This is a genomic window from Puerhibacterium puerhi (genome assembly GCF_009846865.1).
GTDB classification, from domain to species: domain Bacteria; phylum Actinomycetota; class Actinomycetes; order Actinomycetales; family Cellulomonadaceae; genus Puerhibacterium; species Puerhibacterium puerhi.
The window spans coordinates 1-16,652 of record NZ_WUWN01000057.1; the positions used below are offsets into that span (position 1 = coordinate 1).

General features: G+C 75.4%; 18 protein-coding genes. 10 read left to right on the forward strand and 8 right to left on the reverse strand.

All coding sequences use genetic code 11. The features are described 5' to 3' along the window. Positions 1-23: 23 nt before the first annotated feature. Positions 24-797: a YggS family pyridoxal phosphate-dependent enzyme gene (locus tag GSF02_RS17005; RefSeq protein WP_159798566.1), complete on the reverse strand. Its 774-nt coding sequence runs from the start codon at positions 795-797 to the stop codon at positions 24-26. A 149-nt stretch (positions 798-946) separates the two neighbouring features. On the opposite strand from GSF02_RS17005, the gene GSF02_RS17010 reads away from it, so the two are divergent. After that, positions 947-1,348 (forward strand): YccF domain-containing protein, encoded by a 402-nt coding sequence (locus tag GSF02_RS17010; protein WP_159798567.1) that lies wholly within the window; start codon positions 947-949, stop codon positions 1,346-1,348. An 81-nt stretch (positions 1,349-1,429) separates the two neighbouring features. Here GSF02_RS17010 and ybaK read toward each other — a convergent pair whose 3' ends face one another. After that, positions 1,430-1,936: a Cys-tRNA(Pro) deacylase gene (ybaK, locus tag GSF02_RS17015; protein ID WP_159798568.1), complete on the reverse strand. Its 507-nt coding sequence runs from the start codon at positions 1,934-1,936 to the stop codon at positions 1,430-1,432. Between the two features lie 135 nt (positions 1,937-2,071). Here ybaK and GSF02_RS17020 point away from each other — a divergent pair, with 135 nt between their 5' ends. Further along, a complete protein-coding gene (locus GSF02_RS17020) occupies positions 2,072-2,833 on the forward strand; it encodes a sulfite exporter TauE/SafE family protein (protein WP_235915657.1) in 762 nt (253 codons plus the stop codon). Between the two features lie 3 nt (positions 2,834-2,836). Here GSF02_RS17020 and GSF02_RS17025 read toward each other — a convergent pair whose 3' ends face one another. Further along, entirely contained in the window at positions 2,837-3,277 is a 441-nt protein-coding gene (locus GSF02_RS17025; RefSeq protein ID WP_159798569.1) for a VOC family protein, read from the reverse strand. Positions 3,278-3,376: 99 nt separating this feature from the next. Next, entirely contained in the window at positions 3,377-6,076 is a 2,700-nt protein-coding gene (locus tag GSF02_RS17030; protein WP_159798570.1) for a DEAD/DEAH box helicase, read from the reverse strand. Positions 6,077-6,281: 205 nt separating this feature from the next. Here GSF02_RS17030 and GSF02_RS17035 point away from each other — a divergent pair, with 205 nt between their 5' ends. Further along, on the forward strand, positions 6,282-7,016 hold the full coding sequence (locus GSF02_RS17035; protein ID WP_159798571.1) for an FxLYD domain-containing protein: 735 nt from the start codon (positions 6,282-6,284) through the stop codon (positions 7,014-7,016). An 88-nt stretch (positions 7,017-7,104) separates the two neighbouring features. On the opposite strand, the gene GSF02_RS17040 is transcribed toward GSF02_RS17035, so the two are convergent. Continuing rightward, complete coding sequence (locus tag GSF02_RS17040) at positions 7,105-7,908, reverse strand: aminoglycoside 3'-phosphotransferase (protein ID WP_159798572.1); 804 nt, start codon at positions 7,906-7,908, stop codon at positions 7,105-7,107. 66 nt (positions 7,909-7,974) lie between these two features. On the opposite strand from GSF02_RS17040, the gene GSF02_RS17045 reads away from it, so the two are divergent. Continuing rightward, positions 7,975-8,439 (forward strand): acyl-CoA thioesterase, encoded by a 465-nt coding sequence (locus GSF02_RS17045; protein ID WP_235915658.1) that lies wholly within the window; start codon positions 7,975-7,977, stop codon positions 8,437-8,439. Positions 8,440-8,486: 47 nt separating this feature from the next. Here the strand turns inward: GSF02_RS17045 and GSF02_RS17050 are convergent, their stop codons facing one another. Continuing rightward, positions 8,487-9,401 carry a 3-methyladenine DNA glycosylase gene (locus GSF02_RS17050; protein ID WP_408003914.1) on the reverse strand — a complete coding sequence of 305 codons (915 nt, stop codon included), beginning with the start codon at positions 9,399-9,401 and terminating at the stop codon, positions 8,487-8,489. 51 nt (positions 9,402-9,452) lie between these two features. Between GSF02_RS17050 and GSF02_RS17055 the strand changes: the two genes are divergently transcribed. After that, on the forward strand, positions 9,453-10,325 hold the full coding sequence (locus GSF02_RS17055) for a PhzF family phenazine biosynthesis protein (protein WP_201308976.1): 873 nt from the start codon (positions 9,453-9,455) through the stop codon (positions 10,323-10,325). 11 nt (positions 10,326-10,336) lie between these two features. Here the strand turns inward: GSF02_RS17055 and GSF02_RS17060 are convergent, their stop codons facing one another. Continuing rightward, positions 10,337-11,515: a heparan-alpha-glucosaminide N-acetyltransferase domain-containing protein gene (locus GSF02_RS17060; RefSeq protein ID WP_159798574.1), complete on the reverse strand. Its 1,179-nt coding sequence runs from the start codon at positions 11,513-11,515 to the stop codon at positions 10,337-10,339. A 95-nt stretch (positions 11,516-11,610) separates the two neighbouring features. Between GSF02_RS17060 and GSF02_RS17065 the strand changes: the two genes are divergently transcribed. The 5 genes from GSF02_RS17065 to GSF02_RS17085 all read left to right on the forward strand — a co-directional run bounded on the left by GSF02_RS17065 (position 11,611) and on the right by GSF02_RS17085 (position 16,348). Then, the gene (locus tag GSF02_RS17065) at positions 11,611-12,519 is read left to right on the forward strand and encodes a methyltransferase domain-containing protein (RefSeq protein ID WP_235915659.1); all 909 of its coding nucleotides are present in this window, start codon (positions 11,611-11,613) and stop codon (positions 12,517-12,519) included. A 35-nt stretch (positions 12,520-12,554) separates the two neighbouring features. Next, complete coding sequence (locus tag GSF02_RS17070) at positions 12,555-13,337, forward strand: fumarylacetoacetate hydrolase family protein (protein WP_159798575.1); 783 nt, start codon at positions 12,555-12,557, stop codon at positions 13,335-13,337. A gap of 66 nt (positions 13,338-13,403) precedes the next feature. Next, the gene (locus GSF02_RS17075) at positions 13,404-14,099 is read left to right on the forward strand and encodes a methyltransferase domain-containing protein (RefSeq protein ID WP_159798576.1); all 696 of its coding nucleotides are present in this window, start codon (positions 13,404-13,406) and stop codon (positions 14,097-14,099) included. A 9-nt stretch (positions 14,100-14,108) separates the two neighbouring features. Continuing rightward, positions 14,109-15,557: a glutamate--tRNA ligase gene (gene gltX / locus GSF02_RS17080; protein WP_159798577.1), complete on the forward strand. Its 1,449-nt coding sequence runs from the start codon at positions 14,109-14,111 to the stop codon at positions 15,555-15,557. An 8-nt stretch (positions 15,558-15,565) separates the two neighbouring features. Then, the gene (locus GSF02_RS17085; protein WP_159798578.1) at positions 15,566-16,348 is read left to right on the forward strand and encodes an HAD family hydrolase; all 783 of its coding nucleotides are present in this window, start codon (positions 15,566-15,568) and stop codon (positions 16,346-16,348) included. A 20-nt stretch (positions 16,349-16,368) separates the two neighbouring features. Here the strand turns inward: GSF02_RS17085 and GSF02_RS17090 are convergent. Continuing rightward, positions 16,369-16,652, reverse strand: a 284-nt coding sequence (locus GSF02_RS17090; protein WP_159798579.1) for a putative sulfate exporter family transporter, incomplete at its 5' end; no start/stop codon positions are given.

Below are 16,652 nucleotides of genomic sequence, written 5' to 3' on the forward strand. Positions count from 1 at the left end.
GGCGCCGCGCTGGTCCCGGCCCGCTAAACCTCCGGCGGCGCCGCCGGGGCGGGGCGCGCCCCGAACACGGCGGTGCCGACCCGCACGATCGTCGCGCCCTCCGCGATCGCGAGCTCCAGGTCGCCGGTCATGCCCATGGACAGCTCGCGCGCCTCCGCGGTGCCGGGCGCGCCGCTGGCCACGACGGCGTCGCTGACCTCGCGCAGGCGCGCGAACCCGGCGCGCACCACGGCCTCGTCCTCGGCGCGCGCCCCGATCGTCATGAACCCGGTCAGGCGCAGGCCGGGCAGGGCCGCGACGCCGGTGGCCAGCTCCGCGGCGTGGTCCGGCGCCACGCCGGACTTGCTCGCCTCGCCGGAGACGTTGACCTGCACCATGACCGCCAGTTCACGCCCGTCGCGCGCGCAGCGGGCCGACAGCGCGCGGGCGAGGTCGAGCGTGTCGACGGTCTCCAGGCAGGACGCGGTGGCCAGCAGCTGGTTGGCCTTGTTGCGCTGCAGGTGGCCGATCATGTGCACCTCGAGCCGGCCCGCGGCGACGTGAGCGGCGAGGTCCGGCGCCTTGGCCACGAGCTCCTGCACCCGGTTCTCGCCGACCAGCACGGGGCGCGGGTCCCCGGCCCGGTCGGCCAGGTCGGCTGCGGCGTCGAGCGCCTCGAGCACCGTGGCGGCGTCCTGGGTCTTGGTGGCCAGCAGCAGGCGGACGTCGTGCGGCGCGCGGCCCGCGGCGGTGGCTGCGGCGTCGATGCGGGCGCGCACGGCGGCGAGCCGGGAGGCGATCCCGGAGGTCGAGGGCATGGCGCCCAGTCTACGAACCGCCGGTCCGCGAACCGCCGGTCGCTGAGCCGGTGGCTGCCCGTCCGGGACGGGCGGCGGCAGGATCGGGGGAGGCGTCAGGGTGCTCCCGGATGCCGCGGGACGCCCGGCGCGGGGAGGATGGGGACACCATGAAGACGCTGCTGAACATCATCTGGCTCGTGCTCTCGGGCCTGTGGCTCGCCCTCGGCTACGCCCTCGCCGGCGTGATCTGCTGCGTGCTGGTCGTGACGATCCCGTGGGGCATCGCCGCCTTCCGGATCGCCGCGTTCGCGCTGTGGCCGTTCGGCCGCACCGTGGTCGAGAAGCCGACGTCGGGCGTCGGCGCGGCGCTGGGCAACGTGGTCTGGCTGCTGGTGGCCGGCATCTGGCTGGCGATCGGGCACGTCGTCACGTCGATCCCGCTGTTCGTGTCGATCGTCGGCATCCCGCTCGGCTGGGCGAACCTCAAGCTCATCCCGATCTCGCTCATGCCGCTGGGCAAGGAGATCGTGCCGAGCGACGCGCTGCTGCCCACCTACCGGCGCGCCTGACGCGCGCGACCACGCCGCACCCGCGACCCATTGACGCCGCCGGCGCCACGACGGCGCCGCCGACGCGGTCGCCGTGCGTGGTCAGCGCGCCAGCGCCGCCGTCGTGGCGCCGGTGAGGCGCACCAGGTCGGCGGGCGCGAGCCCGACGTCGAGCCCGCGGCGTCCGCCGGAGACGTAGACGACGTCGAACCCGAGCGCCGAGCCGTCGACCACCGTGGTGAGCCGCTGCTTCTGCCCGAGGGGCGAGATGCCGCCCACCACGTAGCCGGTGGCGCGCTCGGCCGCCGGCGGCGGGGCCAGGGCCGCCCGCTTGCCGCCGGTGGCGCGGGCCAGCGCCTTGACGTCGAGCTGGCGGTCGACCGGCACGACGGCCACCACGAGCCGCCCGTCGACGTCCGCGACGAGCGTCTTGAAGACCTGCGCGGGATCGAGGCCCAGGGTCGCGGCGGCCTCCATGCCGAAGCTGAGGCCCGCGGCCGGGTCGTGGGAGTAGGCGTGCAGGGTGTGCGGGACGCCCTCGCGCTCCAGGAGCGCCACGGCGGGCGTGCCGGCGGGGGCGCGGTCGGACTTCTTGGCCACGACCGGCATCCTGCCGGACCGCGCGCGCCGAAGCGACGACATTCCACCCGTGGCGCCGCAACCTCACCCGGCGGCGGCGCGGCTCGCGGCGGGCCGGCGCCGTCGGCCGGTGCCCAGGGCACGCGCGGCACCTAGGGTGGAGCCGTGCTGCTGGCCCTCCTCCTCGTCGCGATCGTGGTGGGCGGCTCGCTCCAGCGCGTCACCGGGCTCGGCTTCGCCATGGTGGCGGGGCCGTTCATGGTGCTGCTGCTCGGGCCGGAGCAGGGCGTGCTCATGGTGAACCTCTGCGGCTCCACGAGCGCGCTGCTCATCCTGACCCGGGTGGTGCGGAAGGTGGACTGGCGCCGGTTCGCCGTCATGGCCGTCGCGTCGGTGTGCACCACGGTCCCCGGCGCGCTGCTGCTGCGCGACGCGAGCGACGCCGCGCTGGAGGTCACCGTGGGCGCCGTGGTGATCGTCGGGATGAGCGTCGCGCTGCTGGCCGGCCGCCTGCGCTCGGACCGCCGCTGGTGGCCCGCGGGCGCGCGCTGGCCCGCCGCCGTGGCCGGCAGCCTCAGCGGCGCGGGCAGCGTGGCCGCCGGCATCGGCGGGCCGCCCCTGGCCGCCTACTCGGTGCTCGACCGGTGGGACCCCGTCCGGTTCGCCGCCACGCTGCAGCCCTTCTTCGTCGTCAACGCGATGGGCGCCATGGGCTCCAAGCTGCTGCTCACCGACGCGCGGCTGCCCCACCTGGACCCGTGGGCGTGGGTGGCGATCGCCGTGGCCTGCGTGGCCGCCGTCGTCGTGGGCGACCGCCTGGCCCGGGTGGTGTCCCGGGAGGCGACGCGGCGGGTGCTGGTGGTGCTCGCGTACGCGGGTGGGCTGGCCACGATGCTGCGCGGCCTCGGTGTGCTGCCGGGCGGGTAGGGGCTAGCGCTCCGCGGCGACCTCCTCGCTGGCGGCCTGCGCCGCGAGCCAGGCGGCCCGCTCGGCCGGGGACTTCAGGATGCAGAACTCGTTGCCCTCCGGGTCGGCGAGCACCACCCAGCCGGAGCCCGGGCCGTAGATGCCCCGGCGGTCGTCGACCACCGTCGCGCCGTGCGCGAGCAGGTCCGCGAGCTCCTGCTCCTGGGGCTGCTCGCGCGGGCGAAGGTCGAGGTGGAGGCGGTTCTTGGCGCCCCTGGGCTCGGGCACCTCGATGAACAGCAGCGTCGGCCCGGCGCCGGCGGGGTCCACGATCAGGCACTCGGTGTGGCCCGGCGCGTTCGGGTCGGCGGGGTCGTCGGTGTAGCCCAGCACGGGCTTCCACCACTGCGACAGGGCGTACGCGTCGCGGCAGTCGACGGTGACGTGGGAGACGAAGGCGACCATGGCGCGACCCTGCCACGCGGCCCGCGCGGCGGGCCAGGGCATTGCGCCGGGTCGAGGCGCGAGGCCCGGCCGAGGCGCGAGGCCCGGCCGGACGCCGCGTCAGGCGACCGGGCCGACCGCCAGCACGGTGAGCACGACGGCGCCGGCCTCGTCCGACGCCGCGAGGTCCACCAGGGCGGTGATCGCCCAGTCGTGGTCGCCGTCGGCGTCGTCGAGCACCTGGCGCACCCACCACGTGCCGGGCTCCACCTTCTCGCCCGACGGCGTCTCGGCGCCCGGCTCGAGGATCGTCAGCAGCGCGGCCGAGCGCGCCCCCGCGTCGATCCCGATCGCGTCGTCCCCCTGCGCCTCGAACAGCGGGTCCAGCGCCTCGGCCCACGCGTCGGCGGGCCAGCCGCCGCGCCCGTCGAGCGCGCCGAGGGCGGTGTAGTCCTCGCGCGCGGCGAGCTCGACGCGGCGGAACAGCGCGTTGCGCACCAGCCGGCGGAACGCGCGCGGGTTGCCGGTGACCGGCCGCGCCGGCGCCTCGGCGCCCGCGTCGGCCAGCTCGCCCTCCACGACCGCGTCGGCGTCGTCGTCCACGGGGTTGGCCAGCCGCTCCCACTCGTCCAGCAGCGAGGAGTCGACGCCGCGCACCAGCTCGCCGAGCCACTCGACGATCTCGGCGACCTCCTCGGTGCGGTGCTCGTCGGGCACCACCTGGCGCAGGGCGCGGAAGGCGTCGGCGAGGTAGCGCAGCACCACGCCCTCGGTGCGCTCGAGCTGGTAGCGCGAGACGAGCTCGGCGAACGTCATGGCACGCTCGACCATGTCGCGCACCACGGACTTGGGGGCCAGCTCGGCGTCGGCCACCCACGGGTTGGACTGCTTGTAGGTGGCGAACGCGGGCTCGAGCAGGTCGACCAGCGGCCGCGGCCAGGTGACGTCCTCCAGCAGCGCCATGCGCTCCTCGTACTCGTAGCCCTCGGCCTTCATCGCGGCCACGGCCTCGCCGCGGGCGGCGTTCTGCTGGGCGTAGAGGATCTGGCGCGGGTCGTCGAGGGTGGCCTCGATGACCGAGACGACGTCGAGGGCGTGCGTGGGGGACTCGACGTCGAGCAGGTCCATGGCCGCCAGCGCGAACGGCGACAGCGGCTGGTTGAGCGCGAAGTCGCGCGGCAGGTCCACCTCGAGCCGCACCGACGGGCGCCAGCCGGCGGGGTGGGCGTCGTCGGGCACGCGGACCTTCTCCACGACACCGGCCTGGCGCAGCGAGCGGTAGATGCGGAAGGCCTGGCGCACGTGCTGCGCCTTCTGGGCGTCGGTGTCGTGGTTGGCCGTCAGCAGGTGCCGCATGGCGTCCACCGGGTCGGCGTGCTCGTGCCGCTCGTCGCGGGTGCGGGCCAGCACGTTGAGCACCATCGCGTGGGTGACGCGGAAGTGGGAGGCCAGCGGCTCCGGGTCGGCGTCGCGCAGCCGCTCGAACGTCGAGTCGGTCCAGTTGACCGCCCCGGCCGGCGCCTTCTTGCGCACGATCTTCTTGAGCTTCTTCGGGTCGTCGCCGGCCTTGGCCAGCGCCCGGCGGTTCTCGACGACGTGGTCGGGCGCCATGACCAGCACCTCGCCCACGGTGTCGAACCCGGCGCGCCCGGCCCGCCCGGCGATCTGGTGGAACTCCCGGGCGGTGAGGTGGCGCATGCGCTCGCCGTCGAACTTCACCAGCGACGTCATGAGCACCGTGCGGATCGGCACGTTGATGCCCACCCCGAGCGTGTCGGTGCCGCAGACCACCTTGAGCAGCCCGCGCTGGGTCAGCCGCTCCACCAGGCGGCGGTACTTGGGCAGCATGCCGGCGTGGTGCACGCCCACCCCGTGGCGCAGGAACTTGCTCAGCGTGCGGCCGAACCCGGTGCCGAACCGGAAGGCGCCGATCTCGGCGGCGATGGCCTCCTTCTCCGCCTTGGACGCCACGTTCATGCTCAGCAGCGACTGCGCCCGCTCCACCGCCTCCTTCTGCGTGAAGTGCACGACGTACACCGGCGCGCGGTGCGTGGTGACGAGCTCCTCGATCACCTCGGTGAGCGGCTCGACGACGTAGGAGAAGGTCAGCGGCACAGGCCGCTCGGCGCCGGCGACCTCGGCGACCGGCCGGCCCGTGCGAGTCTCGAGGTCCTCGCGCAGCCGGGTGGTGTCGCCGAGGGTGGCCGACATCAGCAGGAACTGGGTGCGCGGCAGCTCCAGCAGCGGCACCTGCCAGGCCCACCCGCGCTGCGGGTCGCCGTAGAAGTGGAACTCGTCCATGACGACCTGGGCGATGGCGTCCTCGGCGGCGCCCGAGCCCTCGGCGCCGCGGCGCAGCGCGAGGTTGGCCAGGATCTCCGCGGTGCAGCAGATGATCGGAGCGTCGGGGTTGACCGCCGAGTCGCCCGTCATCATCCCGACGTTCTTGGAGCCGAACGCCGCCACGAGGTCGAAGAACTTCTCGCTGACCAGCGCCTTGAGCGGGGCCGTGTAGTAGGTGCGCCCGCCGCGGCCCGAGCGGTGCGCGGCCAGCGCGGCGAACTGCGCGCCCATCGCGACCATCGACTTGCCCGAGCCGGTGGGCGTCGCCAGCACCACGTGCGAGCCGGTCATCAGCTCCAGGAGCGCCTCCTCCTGGTGCGGGTACAGGGGCCGGCCGCCCTCGGCCGCCCACTGCGCGAAGCTCTCGAACAGCAAGTCCGGGTCGGGGTCGCCGCCCGTCGGCGCGGGCAGGTACGGGATCAGGGTCCCGGCGGGACGCGGGGTGGCGGGCGCGGCGGTCGTGGTGGCGGTCGTCATCGTCCCGCCATTGTCCCGCACGCCGCGGCGGCCGCGCCGGGGGAGCGGCGGGTGCCCTGAGCGGGTGAATAGCGGGTGAAAAAACGCCCAAACCGGGCGGAATGGTGCAGGCGTCGCAAGTGGCATGCCTATCGTCACCTGCCGCCGTCGGCGACACCCACCCACCAGCTCGTGCCGACGGGCGAACCCTGCAAGGAGAACCTTCATGTCCGCACCGTTCCCCGAGACCACCCCGGCCCCGACGGCGCCCCAGGCCGACCAGCCGGTGCCCGGCGCGCCGGCCCCCGCCCCGAAGGGCAACGGCCTGGCGATCGCCGGCTTCGTGGTCGCGCTCCTCGGCCTGCTCGGGTCGTTCATCCCGGTGCTCAACGTCGGCGGCATCGTGCTGGCCGTCGTCGGCCTGGTCCTCAGCATCATCGGCCTCGTCAAGGCCAAGAAGGTCGCGGCCGGCAAGGGGATGGCGCTGACCGGCATCATCCTGGGCGCCCTCGCGATCGTCGTGGGCATCACCGTGAACGTGCTGTTCGCCGCCGGCGTGAGCAACGCGGCGGACGAGCTCGACGAGGCCGTGGCCTCGGCCTCCGCGGAGGCCGACGACGCGCTCAGCCGCGTCGACGGCAGCGCCACGGAGCAGATCCTCGCCGAGGACCTCACCGTCGAGCTCGGCGCCTTCGAGGGGTCGGTCGACGAGTACGGCCTCGTGACCTCCGCGCTGCCGGTCACCCTGACCAACAAGGCGGACGAGGCGCACAGCTACAACGTGCAGATCGAGGCGGTCGACGCCAGCGGCGCCCGCATCGGTGACGACTACGCGATGACCTCGGAGCTGGGCTCCGGCCAGTCCGAGTCGGTGGACGTGTTCCAGCTCGTCGTCGACGAGGAGGAGCTGCAGGCCTACCAGGGCGCCGAGTTCCGCATCGTCGAGGTCCAGCAGTACTGACGGACTGACTGACTGACGTGCCGACGCCGGCCGCGCCGGCGACGCCCGGGCCCCGACGGAGAGCAGCGAGCTCTCGGTCGGGGCCCGTTCACGTCGCGTCCCACAGCCGGCGGTAGTAGGTGATCCGCTTGGCGTCGGGCTCGATGCGGTAGGCCTCGTAGACGAGGTGGTCGTAGCCGGGCCCGTAGTTCCACTCGGTGCTCCACGCCGCGACGGCCAGGTCGGCCCACCGGTCGGCCACGCCGAGCCGGCCGAGGTCCACGTGGGCGCTCCAGCGCCCGGCGTCGTCGAGCAGCGTGTTGGGCGCGCAGGCGTCGCCGTGGCACACGACGAGGCGGTCGACGTCGGGCGCGTCGGCGGCGAGCGCGGCGCGCTCCGCCGCGGCGCGCGGCGGGACGTCCGGCCCGGAGCGGGCGAGGCGCTCGCGGACGCCCCAGTCGAAGGGGCACCGGGCCACGGGCAGCGCGTCGTGCAGCGCTCGCAGGCCCGCGCCGAGCGCGCGGGCCGCCGTCGCCGGCTCGGCCAGCCAGCGCGGGTCGACGGCGGAGCGGCCGGGCAGCGCGGCAGTCACCAGGTACTGCGCGGGCCCGGCGTCGGCACCCGCCGCACCGTCGTCGTCGACCGTGCCGTGGTCGAGCACGCGCGGCACTGGCGTCCAGGTCCCGGCCCACTCCAGGCGCGCGGCCTCGGCCTCGAGGTCGAGGCCCGTCGCGGCGGGGGACCACTTGACGAACCGCGCCGGGCCCCCGCCGGCGGGGTCGAGCCGGAAGGTCAGCCCGCCCAGCTCGTTGCGCCACACCGGCGTCACGCGGTCGTCGCCGGCGAGGCGGCGCACCACCCGGGGCACGGCCACGGGGCCCGCGGGCGGGGCGGCGGGGAAGCGCTCGATCACGTGACGATCGTCGCAAACACCCGCCTGCGAGCGGTGGAGGCCCGCGCCCGGTCCGATGATGAGGGCATGGCTGATGTCGGCATGGCCCAGGACGACGAGATCATCTTCCGCACCCGCAAGTGGGTGCGGCCCGAGGACCTCAACGCGAACGGCACGCTGTTCGGCGGGAGCCTGCTGCGCTGGATCGACGAGGAGGCGGCGATCTACGCCATCATCCAGCTCGGCAGCGAGAGCGTCGTGACCAAGTACATGTCGGAGATCAACTTCGTCGACTCCGCGCGCCAGGGCGACATCGTCGAGATGGGCCTGCTGGCCACGCACTTCGGCCGCACGTCCCTGACCATGCGCGCCGAGGTGCGCAACCTGTTCACGCGCCAGCAGATCCTCGTGATCGAGAAGATCGTGTTCGTGCACCTCGGGCCCGACGGCCGGCCGGCGCCGCACGGCTACTCGACCATCACCTACGAGCGCAACCGCATCCCGGCGCGGCACCTGGAGAAGCTCTCCGGCGGCGAGCCCGCGCGCCCCTGACCCGCGCCCCTGACCCACGCCCCTGGCCCACGGCCCCTCGGGGACGCTCAGGCCTCCTCGAGCAGGGCGTCGCACACGGCGAGCAGCCGCCCACGCAGCTCCTGGGCCCGTGCGGCGAACCGTCGCTGGCGGCGCACGTACTCGGCCTTGCCCTCGGGCGTCTCGATCGCGACCGCGTCCAGCCCGTACGCCGCGACGTCGTACGGCGAGGCCTGCATGTCGGTGTACCGGACGTCGCGGGCCAGCTCGAACGCGTCGAGCAGCAGGTCGCCCGGCACCGCCGGGCCGAGCTTGAGGCACCACTTGTACAGGTCCATGTTGGCGTGCAGGCAGCCGGGCTGCTCGAGCGCCACCTGCGTCTCGCGGGTGGGCTGCAGCTGGTTGCGCCCGCGCGCCTGCGGCGTGAAGAACCGGAACGCGTCGATGTGCGAGCACGTGATGCGGTGGGTCTCGACGACGGCGTCCGTGCCGTCGGTGCCCAGCCGCAGCGGCAGCGGGTGGCGGTGGTCGCGGCCCTCGGCGCCGTCGCGGTAGACCATCGCCCACTCGTGCAGGCCGAAGCAGCCGAACGTGCCCGGGCGGGCCGCCGTCGCGCCCACCAGGGCGCGCACGTACCGCACGGCGTCGCCGCGGTCGGCGAGGAACGCGGCGACGTCGAGCGTCGCGCCGGTGCCGCCGTCCGGCAGGGCGACGGCGCGGTGCCAGCGCCAGCCGAGCCGCTCGTCGTCGGCGTCGACGGCGAGCACGACGCCGGCGCCCGGGTGCCAGCGGCGCAGCGCGCCGGGCCGGGTGGGGTAGTAGGTGAACAGGAAGTCCTCGATCGCGTGCCTGCGCCCCGCGTCGTGCGCCTCGCGCCAGACGGCGGTCAGCCGGTCGGCGCGCTCGGCGTGCGCCTGCGCGCGCGGCAGCCACGCGGCGCGCGGCAGCGCGGCGACAGCGGTGGTGGAGGGCACGCCCTCCAGGGTACGGCGGCGCTGCGGCGGGTCCGGGCGCGCGGCCGCTACGGTGGCGGCGTGACCCGCACCCTGCCCTTCCACCAGGTCGACGTGTTCTCCTCCGGGCCGCTGCTCGGCAACCCGGTCGCCGTGGTGCACGACGCCGACGGCCTCACCGACGAGCAGATGGCCGCGTTCGCGCGCTGGACCAACCTCTCGGAGACCACCTTCCTGCTGCGGCCCACCCGGCAGGGCGCCGACTACCGGCTGCGGATCTTCACCCCGACGGGGGAGCTGCCGTTCGCCGGGCACCCGACGCTCGGCAGCGCGCACGCGTGGCTGGAGGCCGGCGGGCGGCCCGCCGCCGCGCCCACCGGCACCGACGTCGTGCAGGAATGCGCCGTCGGGCTCGTCACGGTGCGCCAGACGCCGGTCGCCGGCGGCGGGGCGCGGCTCGCGTTCCAGGCGCCGCCGCTCGAGCGCTCCGGCCCGGTGGACCCGGCGGAGCTCGAGCGGACGGTCGCCGCCCTGGGTGCCCGGCCGGACGACGTCGTCGACGCCGCCTGGGTGGACAACGGCCCGGGCTGGATGGCGGTGCTGCTGCGCGACGCCGCCGCGGTGCTGGCGCTCGACCCCGACCCGGTGGCGATGCGCGGCCTCAAGGTCGGCGTCGTCGGGCCGTGGGCGGACGAGGACGAGGCGGCGCCCGGCGACGCCGACGTCGAGGTGCGCGCGTTCATCGAGGGCATCGGCGAGGACCCGGTCACGGGCAGCCTCAACGCCGGCCTGGGGCAGTGGCTGGCCGGCAGCGTGCTGCCGCCGGCGTACGTGGCCTCGCAGGGCACGGCGCTGCGCCGGCGCGGGCGGGTGCACGTGGGGCTGGACCGGCGCGGCGAGGTCTGGGTGGGCGGCGAGACCCGCACGGTGGTGCGGGGCAGCGTCTCGCTCTGACCAGGCCGGCGTCAGGGCCGCTGCGGCGCGGCGTCGCGCGGTCCTGCCGGCGCCGCCCGCGTCGCCACCCACGCCAGCAGCCGCTCCAGCGGCCCCCGGCCCAGGAGGAACCGCCACGCCGTCGCGGCGACCAGCGTGACCACGACCATGACCGCGAGCGGGCGGTTCGTCTCGGAGCCCACCAGGTCCCAGCGCCAGATCGCCACGATGTGCAGCGAGTACACCGTCAGCGCCGCCGCGCCGACGGCGGCCAGCGGCGCGAGCACGCGGGCGCCGACGCGGCCGGCGTACAGGCACAGGCCCAGCACCGCGAGGGCGAAGCCGCCGGAGCCGACGGCCTCGAGGGTGGTGTCGTGGTGCGGCCCGGACAGGACGAGGTACGCCGGCGGCGGCCACGGGGCCGACCACGCGCCCGGGGTGACCGACGCGGCGTCGGCCTGCGCCTCGAGCGCCCGCTGCCCGCCGGCGCCGTCGACGAGCACGCCGGAGACGATCCCGCACACGGCGGCCGCCCCCAGGCCGCCCGCCACGAGCCCGGTGCGGAGGTTGTCCGACCGCAGGTCGCAGCGCCCCACGGCCATGCCGGCGAAGACGTAGGCCATCCACACGACCGCGGGGTAGGCGCCGGTGAGCACGAAGTCGGTCACGGCGCCGGAGCCGTCCTGCGGCAGGCGCAGCCCGGCGCGGGCGAGCACGGTGGGCCCCCACAGCGCGAGCGGCGGCCCGACGACGGCGACGACGGCCGCCGCGACCGCGAGCCGGCGGGCCGGCCAGCGCAGGAACGGCAGGGCCAGCACGAAGTAGCAGGCGTAGAAGCCGAGGATGAGCAGCACCGGGGTGTCGAGCAGGTCGAGCAGCGCCACGACCGCCAGCAGCAGCACCGACCGCACCAGCAGCCGGGTGCGCGCCCGCACGAGCGCGTCGCCCGCCAGCGGCCGCGGGCCGCCGGTGACCAGCGCGAGCGACACGCCGGCCACGAGGGCGAAGAGGATCGACGAGCGCCCGTGCGCCAGCGACAGCCACCCCGGCAGCGTCCCCAGGTCGGCGGTGGTGACCCCGACGTGCGCCGTGAACATGCCGAGCACCGCGATCCCGCGGGCGAGGTCGACGCCCGTGACCCGGCCCGGGCCGCCCAGGAGCAGCGCGCCGTGCCGGCGCAGCCAGCCCGCCCGGGCGGTGTCCGCTGTCATGGGCACGATCCTGGCAGGCGCCGCCCCGAACGCACCCGGTCCGCACCGTGAGAACCTGCGTGTCGCCGTCGTCCCGGGTCACTACGGTGGTGGCCATGACCGACCTGCGCATGGAACGCGACCCCGAGCACCCCGCCGGCGCCGACCTCACCGACGCGATCGAGGCCCCGAGCACCCACCACACGGTGCCCAGCAAGGAGTCCGAGTCCTACACGCACGGTCACCACGAGTCCGTGCTGCGCGCCCACCGGGCCCGCACGGCGCAGAACTCGGCGGGCTTCCTGCTGCCGCACCTGCGCGACGACATGACGCTGCTCGACGTCGGCTGCGGCCCGGGCACGGTCACCGTGGACCTCGCCCGGCTGCTGCCCGGCGGCGAGGTCGTGGGCGTCGACGCCTCCGAGACCGTGCTCGAGGCGGCCCGCAACCACGCCGACGCCGTCGGCTTCTCCCACGTCCGGTTCGAGCAGGCCAACGCCTACGAGCTGCCGTTCGAGGACGACACCTTCGACGTCGTCTACGCCCACCAGCTGCTGCAGCACCTGTCCGACCCGGTCGCGGCGCTGCGCGAGATGAAGCGCGTGGCCCGCCCCGGCGGGCTGGTCGCCGTGCGCGACGCCGACTACGCCGCGATGGCCTGGTACCCCGAGTCCCCGGGGCTGACCGAGTGGAACACCCTGTACCACGAGGTCACGCACGCCTACGGGTTCGAGCCCGACGCCGGCCGCCGCCTGTTCTCGTGGGTGCAGCAGGCCGGGTTCGACGTCGCGCAGATGGTGCCGTCCGCGTCGTCGTGGTGCTACGCCACGCCCACCGACCGCCAGTGGTGGGGCCAGGTGTGGGCCGAGCGCTGCGTCGCGTCGAACTTCGCGGGGCAGGCCAAGGAGTCGGGCCTGGCCGACGACGTCGCGCTCGAGCAGCTCGCGCAGGACTGGCTCGCCTGGGCCCAGGCGCCGGACGGCTGGTTCGCCATCCTGCACGGCGAGGTGCTCGCCCGGGCCTGACGGCCCCCGGGCGGCCCCAGGCATACCCTGTGCCCGTGCGCATCGCGAGATTCACCACCGGAGACGACCCCCGTTTCGGCCTCGTCCAGACCGAGGGCGACACCACCTACCTCGCCGTGCTGGGCGGCGACCCGCTGTACATGCCGGCCATGCCCACGGGCGAGCGCATCGAGCTGGGCGACGGCGTCCGGCTGCTCGCGCCGGTGATCCCGCGCTCCAAGGTGGTGGCCGTCGGCAAGAACTACGCCGACCACGCCAAGGAGATGGGCGGCGACGTGCCGACGCACCCGCTGCTGTTCTTCAAGCCGAACACCGCCGTGGTGGGCCCGGACGACCCGGTCGTGCTGCCGGACTGGACGCAGGAGGTCTCCTACGAGGCCGAGCTCGCCGTCGTCATCGGCAAGGTCTGCAAGGGCGCGACGCCGGAGTCGGCGCTGTCGTACGTGCTGGGCTACACCGTGGCCAACGACGTCACGGCCCGCGACGCCCAGCGCACCGACGGGCAGTGGGCGCGCGCCAAGGGCTTCGACAGCTCGCTCCCGCTCGGCCCGTGGATCGACACCGACCTCGACCCCGAGGACGTGGCCGTCCGCTCCCGCGTGAACGGCGAGCTCAAGCAGGACGGCCGCACGGCCGACATGGTGCTGGACGTGCCGTTCCTGGTCTCGTACGTGTCGCAGGCGATGACGCTGCTGCCGGGCGACGTCATCCTCACCGGCACCCCGGCGGGCGTCGGCCTGGTCGACCACGGCGACGTCGTCGAGTGCGAGGTCGAGGGCATCGGCGTGCTGCGCAACCCGGTGCTGCGCCGCGACTGACACCCCGCACCCACCCCGCCGAGCACGGGCGGCGCCGCACGGCGCCGCCCGTGCTTTCATGACCCCATGTCCGCGTGCTGCGAGCCGCCCGAGCCGCTGCAGGGGTACGACCGGGTCTTCGACGACCGGATGGCGCGGCACGACGCCGCGCGCTTCCGCCGCTCCGGCCTGACCTGGGACCCCCGCCGGGTCGTGGAGCTGTACCGGGCGGGCGTCGTGCGCGGCGAGACGCTGCTCGAGGTCGGCGCCGGCGTCGGCGACCTGACCGTCGAGCTGCTGCGCGCCGGGATGCGCCGGTCCGAGTGCGTCGAGCTGTCGGGGGCGTACGACGCCGTCGCCGCCGGCCTGCTGGCCGAGCACGGCCTGACCGGCCGGTGCGTGCGCCGTGCCGGCGACTTCGCCGCCCGGCCCGGCCTGACCGCGCCCGCCGACGTCGTCGTGCTGCTCAAGGTGCTGTGCTGCTACCCGGACGCCCCGCGCCTGCTGGCCGCCGCAGCCGCCAAGGCGCGCCGCCAGGTTGTGATCAGCTACCCGCGCGACGCCTGGTGGGTGCGGCTCGGGGCCGCGGTCTGCGCCGCCTACCCGCGGCTGCGCGGCAGCGACTGGCGGTTCGTCGTGCACCGGCCCGCCGCGATCCGTGGCGCGCTGGCCGACGCCGGGCTCGCGCCCGTGCGCACCGAGCGCCGCGGCGTGTGGGTGCTCGAGGTGCACGAGCGGGTCGCGGCCGGCGCCGGCGACCGGGACGCCGTCGTCGGCAACTAGGCTGGCACCGTGACTTCGCCCAGCTCGTCCACCCAGGTCCGCGTCCGCTTCGCCCCGTCGCCCACGGGCATGTTCCACGTCGGCGGCGCCCGGTCGGCGCTGTTCAACTGGGCAGTCGCCAAGCGGTCGGGCGGCACGTTCGTGCTGCGCGTCGAGGACACCGACGCCGCCCGCAACAAGCCCGAGTGGACCCAGGGCATCCTCGACGCCCTCGCCGCGCTCGGCATGCACGCCGAGGACCCGACGTTCGAGGGCCCGTACTTCCAGTCGCAGAACGCCGGCCTGCACGCCGAGGCCGCCGGGCGGCTGTTCGAGGCCGGCCGCGCCTACTACTGCGACTGCACCCGCGAGGACGTGGCGGCGCGCACCGGCAACCCGCACTCCGGCTACGACGGCTTCTGCCGGGACCGCGGCCTGGACTACGCGCCCGGCCGCGCGCTGCGCTTCCGCACCCCGGACGAGGGCGAGACCCACGTCGTCGACCTGGTCCGTGGCAACCCGGTGTTCCCCAACGACGCGATCGAGGACTTCGTCATCGCCCGCGGCGACGGCTCGCCGGTGTTCCTGCTGGCCAACGTCGTCGACGACATGGACGAGCGGATCACCCACGTGATCCGCGGCGAGGAGCACCTGCCCAACACGCCCAAGCAGCAGCTGCTGTGGGAGGCCCTGGGCGCCACGCCGCCGGTGTGGGCGCACCTGCCGGTCATCGTCAACGAGAAGCGCCAGAAGCTGTCCAAGCGCCGCGACAAGGTGGCGCTCGAGGACTACCTGGCCGACGGCATCCTGCCCGAGGCGATGGTCAACTACCTCATGCTGCTGGGCTGGGCGCCGGGCAACGACGAGGAGATCCTGCCGTTCGACGAGCTGGTGCGCCGGTTCGACGTCGCCGACGTCAACTCCGCCTCGGCCTTCTTCGACGTCAAGAAGCTCACGGCGTTCAACGGCGAGTACGTCCGCGCGCTGAGCGTCGAGGACTTCGTGGCCGCGTGCGACCCGTGGCTGCACACGCCGCGCGCGCCGTGGACCGAGGAGCAGTTCGACGCCGAGGCGTTCGCCGCCGTCGCGCCGCTGGCCCAGACCCGCGTCGCGCTGCTGAGCGAGATCACGACCAACGTCGACTTCCTGTTCCTCGACGAGCCGGTGCGCGACGAGCAGTCCTGGGCCAAGGCCATGAAGCCGCCGGCCGCCGAGCTGCTGCCCGACGCCCGTGCCGCGCTCGCCGCGCTCGAGCCGTGGGAGGCGGAGCCGCTCAAGGACGCCGTGACCGCGGTGGGGGAGAAGCACGGCCTCAAGCTCGGCAAGGCCCAGGCCCCGGTCCGCGTGGCCGTCACCGGCCGCACGGTGGGCCTGCCGCTGTTCGAGTCGCTGCAGGTGCTGGGGCGCGAGCGCACGCTCGCGCGCATCGACGCCGCGATCGCCCGGCTCGCCGACGCCGCTGCCGAGCCGGCCGAGTGACCGCGCCGATGACCAGCAGCGCGGTCGACGCGGCCGCCGAGCGGCCCGCGGCCGGGACGATCGAGGGCGTGCTGTTCGACGTCGACGACACGCTCGTGGACACCCGCGGCGCGTTCGGCGACGCCGTCGGGGCGGTGCGGCGGGAGTTCATGCCGGACGTCCCCGCGTCGCGCGAGCCGGAGATGCTCGCCGTGTGGCGCGACGACGTCCACGGCCACTACCGCGCCTACACGCGCGGCGAGCTGGCCTTCGACGAGCAGCGCCGGCGGCGCGCGGACGAGCTGCACGCCGCGTTCGGCGGGCCGCGCGTGGACGACGACCTGTACCCGCGCTGGCTCGAGGTGTTCTGGGGCACGTTCGCCGCCTCCTGGCGCGCGCACGACGACGTCGCGGCGACCCTGCGGGCGCTGGTCGCCGCCGGCGTGCGGGTCGGCTCGGTGACCAACGCCCGGGTGGCGCTGCAGGAGGAGAAGCTCGCCACCGCCGGCGTGGGCGGCGTGCCGGTGCTCGTGGGCGTCGACACGCTCGGCTTCGGCAAGCCCGACCCGCGGGTGTTCCTCGAGGGCTGCCGCCTGCTGGGCACCGACCCGGCGCGGACGGCGTACGTCGGCGACGAGCCGGACATCGACGCCCGTGCCGCGGCCAAGGCCGGGCTGGTCGGCGTCTGGGTCGACCGGCCGGGCGTGCGCCGCGAGGGCCCGTCCGCGGGCGAGCCCGACGACGCCGCGGTGCCCGGCGTGCACCGCATCACCGGGCTGGACGAGCTGCGCGGGGTGCTGGGCCTGCCCTGACGCCGGGCCGGCGTCAGGCGTCAGCCGAGCAGCAGCACCAGCACCAGGCCGGTGCCGGTGGCCAGCAGGGCCGCCAGGGCGCCGAGGAGCAGCGTGCGGCGCCCCGTGCCCAGCAGCCGCGGCACGTCCACGCCCAGGCCGAGCGCGAACATCGCCGCGACGAACAGCACGGTGGTCACCGTGTCCGCCGCGGCGAGCACCGACGCCGGGAGGATCCCCAGCGAACGCACGGCCACGGCGGCGAGGAACCCCACCACGAACAGCGGCACGGGCGCCGGGCGGCGGGTGCCGGCGGCCGCCAGCC

Coding starts and splice junctions, on each gene's coding strand:
- GSF02_RS17005 (WP_159798566.1), bottom strand. CDS start 797: ATGCCCTCGACCTCCGGGATCGCCTCCCGGCTCGCCGCCGTGCGCGCC.
- GSF02_RS17010 (WP_159798567.1), top strand. CDS start 947: ATGAAGACGCTGCTGAACATCATCTGGCTCGTGCTCTCGGGCCTGTGG.
- ybaK (WP_159798568.1), bottom strand. CDS start 1,936: ATGCCGGTCGTGGCCAAGAAGTCCGACCGCGCCCCCGCCGGCACGCCC.
- GSF02_RS17025 (WP_159798569.1), bottom strand. CDS start 3,277: ATGGTCGCCTTCGTCTCCCACGTCACCGTCGACTGCCGCGACGCGTAC.
- GSF02_RS17030 (WP_159798570.1), bottom strand. CDS start 6,076: ATGACGACCGCCACCACGACCGCCGCGCCCGCCACCCCGCGTCCCGCC.
- GSF02_RS17035 (WP_159798571.1), top strand. CDS start 6,282: ATGTCCGCACCGTTCCCCGAGACCACCCCGGCCCCGACGGCGCCCCAG.
- GSF02_RS17045 (WP_235915658.1), top strand. CDS start 7,975: ATGGCTGATGTCGGCATGGCCCAGGACGACGAGATCATCTTCCGCACC.
- GSF02_RS17060 (WP_159798574.1), bottom strand. CDS start 11,515: ATGACAGCGGACACCGCCCGGGCGGGCTGGCTGCGCCGGCACGGCGCG.
- GSF02_RS17065 (WP_235915659.1), top strand. CDS start 11,611: ATGACCGACCTGCGCATGGAACGCGACCCCGAGCACCCCGCCGGCGCC.
- GSF02_RS17075 (WP_159798576.1), top strand. CDS start 13,404: ATGTCCGCGTGCTGCGAGCCGCCCGAGCCGCTGCAGGGGTACGACCGG.
- GSF02_RS17085 (WP_159798578.1), top strand. CDS start 15,566: ATGACCAGCAGCGCGGTCGACGCGGCCGCCGAGCGGCCCGCGGCCGGG.